The 1,746-nt window shown below is 45.9% G+C and carries 2 protein-coding genes; both read right to left on the minus strand.

Annotation, left to right across the window (positions count from 1 at the left end; translation table 11 throughout):
- The coding region (locus C7379_RS12520) for a DUF1896 domain-containing protein (protein WP_133241910.1) at positions 1-410 on the minus strand (410 nt) is incomplete at its 3' end.
- Between the two features lie 52 nt (positions 411-462).
- Positions 463-1,731 carry a site-specific integrase gene (locus C7379_RS12525; RefSeq protein ID WP_116617555.1) on the minus strand — a complete coding sequence of 423 codons (1,269 nt, stop codon included), beginning with the start codon at positions 1,729-1,731 and terminating at the stop codon, positions 463-465.
- Between the last annotated feature and the right edge of the window lie 15 nt (positions 1,732-1,746).

The raw sequence follows: 1,746 nt of genomic DNA on the forward strand, positions 1-1,746 counted from the left end.
GTGCCTGTGAGTTCGGTGTAAAGACGGTCGTATTGCTCGTCAGAAGCAAATGTGTCCGTCAAACCGAATTTGTCGAATGTGGCTTGAATAGCCTTGTTCGACAACAATATGGGTGCGAGTTTATCGGGGAGCGGAGCAGGTAGTTCCCTTTCAAACTCGTTTTCCAATACAGATACAAGCGTGTCATACTTGGAGAAATGCAAGCCCTGATACAAAACCTCGCTTGCCATGCTTTCCGCTTCGGGGTGCGTGAAGCCTTGCGCCACGGCATCGCAGTAAGCTGTGAGAGCCATATCTGCCCGTGCAGTGATAAACTCCGTGTCTTTCAATCTCTCGGGGTGATGCTCACTCACATAACTTCTTAATTTCAATCGAAAGTAAGAAAGTTCCTGTTTGTTGTTCTCTTTCATAATCGTTTGGTTTTCAATCGTGAATAATAAATGTTTGGTAATTACTTCCTTTTTATGCTTGTTGCAATGGAACGTTCTGCCGTGCTATCGACTCACAATAACCCTCAAATACAGTATGCTCCTTGTCTGTGAGTGCAGTCATATCCTCTTGTATCTTGTGGTCTGTTATCTTTCCGTAGATTTGTGTCGTACCTATATTGCTGTGTCCGAGCATCTTGCTGAGCGTTTCCATAGAGATACCATTGGAAAGGCAAATCGTGGTTGAGAATGTGTGCCGAGCCATGTGAAAGGTCAAGCCCTTATCTATCCGGCATATCTGCCCGATGTTCACACACGCAAAGGATGCTTTCCTTATTGTGAGATTGGGGAATATCAAGTCGTCCGCTTTCTTGTCCTTTATATAGAGCGAAAGGATTTGTTTGGCAATGGGCAGAAGTGGGATAATCGCTTCCACATTGGTTTTCTGCCTTTTGATTCGGATTTCCTCCGTGCCGTCTGCATTACGGATGATATGCTTTAGCCTGAGCCGTTGCATATCCACACGAGCCAGACCAGTAAAGGCGCAGAAAAGAAAGAGTTGCCTTGCCCGTTCAAACTGCTTGTCAATGATGGGTGTTTGCAGTATCCGCTGTAGTTCTTCCGTTGTGAGATAACGCCTTGTGCGGTGTGGCTGTTCTGCCTTGTAGTCCGCAAAAGGGTCGATGCGGATATACTTCTTCTGCTGACCTATGCCGATGAGTTTTCTAAGGAAGATGACCGCTACCTGAATAGTGGCAAGAGAAAGGTTGCGCTCTGATTTAAGGTAGAAGTCCAGCCCTTCGATAAAACCATAGTCAAGCGATGAGTAGCGAATATCCTCCAGCCCCAAGCGTTCACGCAAATAAGCCTCAATGAGTTGTGTGGCATAGATGTAGTTGGCAAAGGTCGGCTTGGCTACCGTTATTCCTACGCAAGGACGCTTTTCCTCTATGAAAAGTCGTGCTTCCTCCATAAGAAAACCTTTGGGCTTGTCTTCTTCCATGAGTTCACGCTTCAGCAACTCAGCGGTAATATAGCCACGTTGCCAGACTAATTCTTGATACTTCGCTTTGACTTGTTCCTCTTTGGTTTGCAAATAGCGGTTAATTCCCTTTATCTCTTCGCCTGTTCCTTTGCACCGTCCCTTACGACTGTCCCAAAGTTCGGGAGCGATTTCCTTTCCCGTGCTGTATTGCACTTGCTCTCCGTCTATGGTGATGCGTCCCATAATTGGGCAGCTGCCGTTCTTTTTCTCTTTGGAGCGATTGATATAAAAGAGTGTCTTGAATGTACTTCGTGCCATAATGTCAAAGTTTTA

Source organism: Hallella colorans (assembly GCF_003096815.1).
GTDB classification, from domain to species: Bacteria; Bacteroidota; Bacteroidia; order Bacteroidales; family Bacteroidaceae; genus Prevotella; species Prevotella colorans.

Bases quoted from the DNA above. Each gene is read 5' to 3' on its own strand.
- C7379_RS12525 (WP_116617555.1), bottom strand. From the start codon at position 1,731: ATGGCACGAAGTACATTCAAGACACTCTTTTATATCAATCGCTCCAAA.